The following is a 3,761-nucleotide window of genomic DNA, read 5'->3' as shown; positions in this document are numbered from 1 at the left end:
TTATTACTATTGACAATTAACTCCTATTAGGTTAATATTTTTTTAATTATCAGATATGTATAAATATCTTTATTTCTCGAATCATTCCTCAATAAAGTTATACAAATTAATCAGGGCCTATTTCTCAATTGTGTTTAAGTTATCGTAACTAGTATCAAACTGGCTTAGGTAACCACTTCTACGTCTCATCGAATCTGTTTCTTATCCGAACTTTAAGATAAACCTTACTCTTCTCTTGCGATTTCTAATTAAAACAATCTGTAACGGAAATGATGCTCTATTAGGGCTATTTGAATAGTCCGAATAACATCGTTCTTTCAATGTAGATATGATTTATTTAAGAAGAATTCCAGTTTCAAGAGCCTTTTCTTTGTTACACTAGCGCTGTTTCAACTTTTTAACCATCCAAAAATAAACAAGAGATTCAATTAAAGATGTTTATGTATAACCATGTATCTGTTAATACATAGTTAACTAATTACCTGTTATTTAGTGCGTTTTGAAGGAGCTTAACTTATAATAAAATGTTTATATTGTATGCTTTAATACTGCACATATCCCTTGAGTTCTTTTTTAAATCCACATCAGCTTTGTTGCTATCCCTTAGACATCTGTTTGACTGCGTTTAAGAAATGAGCAAGCACCCATATTGGCAGTACATTTCCGTAAAAGAAATAATAATAGAAGACTTATTGAGAGTGATTATAAAGTATAAAATAATTTTAAATAACATTTTTATTTTGTAATCAAGAACGAGGGGGTTTTTAATTATGGCTAAAAAGCCACTTTCTGGGATTAAGGTTATTGAACTTGGACAAATAGCTGCAGGACCATTTACTGGAATGCTTTTAGCAGATTTAGGAGCAGATGTAGTTAAAGTTGAAAGGCCAGATGGCGGAGACGGTATGCGGCAATGGCCACCTATTATAGAGAATGAAAATGGTGAAAAGTTCAGCAGTAATTTTGCCTCCTTAAATCGAAACAAACGAAGTATAACAATTGATTTAAAAGATGAAAGTCAATTAGAAATGTTAAAGAAATTGTGTTCAGAAGCTGATGTAATAATAGAAAATTATAGGCCTGGTGTATTGGACCGTCTAGGTCTTGGATATGAAGAGGCAAATCGTTTAAATCCCAGAATTGTTTATTGTTCAATATCTGGTTATGGTCAAAAAGGGCCTTACGCTGAAAAAGGAGCATTTGATGTAACTGTTCAAGCAATTAGCGGTTTAATGAGTGTAACAGGTGAGGAAGAAGGTTCACCTGTAAAGAGTGGGGTACCAATTGGAGATTTTGCATGTGGATTATATGCTGCATATACCATAATGGCCGCTCTGGTTAGGGTGGAAAAGGATGGAGTTGGAGCACACATTGATAGTTCAATGATTGGGAGTTTACTAGGCATTTCAGCACTTCAAACAAGCCAATATTACGGTACCGGAGAATCACCTATGCGTATGGGTTCAGCCCATCCAAGAAATGCACCATATCAAGGTTTTCGAGCAAAGGATAAACCATTTGTTATAGCTGCCGGTAATGATAAATTATGGAAAGATGTATGTGTAATTGTAGGCTTACCGAATCTGATCAATGATGAGCGATTTATAACACAACAGCTAAGGGCTAAAAACCAAAAAGAGTTAGCTAAAATATTACAAGATATATTTTCCACAAGAATTGCGATGGATTGGCTTGCGCTATTTGATGCAAAAGGAGTACCGTGTGCCCCTATTAATGACTACCATCAGATTCTAAATGATGAACACATAAATTCTATGGGAGTCATTCATATACATAAATTACCAAATGGAATAAAAGAAAAGTTTATTGGATTTCCTATAATGATATCTGATTTTGAATTCGAATTATACAGGAACCCTCCAAAATTAGGGGAACATAATCAAGAAGTTTTACAAGAATGGTTGTATCCTAGTTTATAATTTTAAGTAATAAGTGTAAATAGCATATTCGGAGAGATTTGTAGAATATGGGAAATGATTTTTCGTTACTGAATTCCACAGATTCATTATATTGTGAATTAAAGAGATGTAAGAGGTTTAATTAACGGGTATTCAACTTAATTTGGATGAGTTGAGTATGATTATTAAGCTCTTCGCCATTTACAGTTGTTTTGTAGAAAATCATAGTCTATTTTTCTTAGAAATTTAAAAACGGACAAGGGAATGGGTTCAGTTGCGAAGCAATGCATTGCTCCGGACTGTTACTCATTCTTTTTTACATTTTTAATGCAAAATCTGATTTACCATGAAGTAATAAATCATAGCAACGATACTTTTATCTGAGCGATAGCCAAGTACCTTTTCTTTATGTCCTGAAATTCACTATTAATGCCTTATCAACCATAATTTAGTTTAGTTGCAAACCATTGATTAAGCCCATAGTAGTAGGCTTTACTCATTTGAGACTTCTATCATCGATATTAATCGGCAGCGGAAGTCCCCATTGATTGGATTATAATCGTCAGAAGTCCAGAAAAGATCTGGTTCATCATTCTGATAGTGGTTTTCAGTTTGCTGCCTCTGAATATCAGAAACTACTAAAAAATTACCAGATAAAAAGCAGTATGAGTCGTAAAGGCAACTGTTATGATAATGGTATGTATTGAGTCATTCCACGGTATTTTAAAACGAGAACTTGTTTATCAAACTAGGTATAGAACGAGAGATGAAGCGAAAATATCACTGTTTGAATACATCGAGTTTTTCTACAACTCAAAGAGGAGCAATTTAACTCTGAATTACCATACTCCGAATGAATTCTAGCGTTTATATAATCCATCTGTAGCTTAGATTTTACCTCCATAAAAAGTTTAAAAACGCTCATCTTGTAAAATTTTTTATGGAGTACACTAAGCGAAAGCACGGTAGAAATCTGTTTCAATTTTCTTAACGTAGTAGCATACCTTATCGCCATATGTCCAGCTTTACAAACATATATCCCAGCATCTTTTTTGAATTCAAATTCTTCCTCTTTTTTACGAAATCCCTGTGTTACAGAAGGCTTCAGTTTGGCTACTAATTTTATTTTTTTGTCATCTGCATACTCTATATTTCCCTTTTCAAATAAGCTGCATCACCAATTAACGTTTCAACTTCCATCCAGCTTTGATACTATTTCCAATTAGTGTTTGTAATTGTTTTCCGTCATTTTTTTCTCCAGTCGTAACAGTTGCATCCGTGATAATCCATTCTTCTCTTTTGGCAAGATGTGTCATATACCCAAAAAATGAGGAATCCGACTTTTATGTCCAACTTTTACATCCTTATCTTCTGAAATCTGTAAGTGTTCAATATCATCAGCAAGTATCTATTTCTTTTAAAAGGTTTAATAGTTCCTTTACTTTTGGATCTGGTTAAGGATATCTTCCTTTTCAATCACGTCAATGAGTTTTTGGCAATAGTCGAGTTCATCTTCCAGAACATCGGTTGTATTTTTTTTGTAATCTTATTATTCAGTGTTTTATCCATCTTATAAACAGCTTTTCTCAGCATTTTAGAAAAGTCCAATAAAATTTCTCTATCTGATTTCTGAATGTAGCGAGCGTGTGGGTGGCATCCACGATAATGGATTTACTTTTAATGATTTCTTTCTCGATGGCCCACAGGTTTAAAATTGATTCTATAATTATGCATCAAAAAAGGTATAATTTCCTCAGATTATGAGGTATTTTACCTTTAATACTTAATGGGGACTTTTACTGTGCCCCTATTTAGAGGCCGGTTGTTTGCGTTGTCATTAAC

The 3,761-nt window shown here is 33.5% G+C and carries 2 protein-coding genes and 1 pseudogene; 2 read left to right on the top strand and 1 reads right to left on the bottom strand.

Annotation, left to right across the window (positions count from 1 at the left end; genetic code table 11):
* The first annotated feature begins 770 nt into the window (after nt 1-770).
* Nucleotides 771-1,940, top strand: a complete 1,170-nt coding sequence (locus tag V7149_RS13920) for a CaiB/BaiF CoA transferase family protein (protein ID WP_335346219.1) — start codon at nt 771-773, stop codon at nt 1,938-1,940.
* Nucleotides 1,941-2,606: 666 nt separating this feature from the next.
* Nucleotides 2,607-2,783 carry an IS3 family transposase gene (locus V7149_RS26535; RefSeq protein WP_438824117.1) on the top strand — a complete coding sequence of 59 codons (177 nt, stop codon included), beginning with the start codon at nt 2,607-2,609 and terminating at the stop codon, nt 2,781-2,783.
* 118 nt (nt 2,784-2,901) lie between these two features.
* On the opposite strand, the pseudogene V7149_RS13910 reads toward V7149_RS26535, so the two are convergent.
* Nucleotides 2,902-3,619, bottom strand: a pseudogene (locus V7149_RS13910) (transposase); the annotation flags it as partial.
* Nucleotides 3,620-3,761: the final 142 nt, after the last annotated feature.

Source organism: Bacillus sp. JJ1503 (assembly GCF_036965125.1).
GTDB lineage: Bacteria > Bacillota > Bacilli > Bacillales > Cytobacillaceae > Cytobacillus.
The sequence above is the reverse complement of the archived record's forward strand: the minus strand, read 5'-3'. Positions and strand labels throughout refer to the sequence as shown.

What these genes read in the sequence shown, in the direction of transcription:
- V7149_RS13920 (WP_335346219.1), top strand. Translation starts at nt 771, where the DNA reads ATGGCTAAAAAGCCACTTTCTGGGATTAAGGTTATTGAACTTGGACAA.
- V7149_RS26535 (WP_438824117.1), top strand. Translation starts at nt 2,607, where the DNA reads ATGATAATGGTATGTATTGAGTCATTCCACGGTATTTTAAAACGAGAA.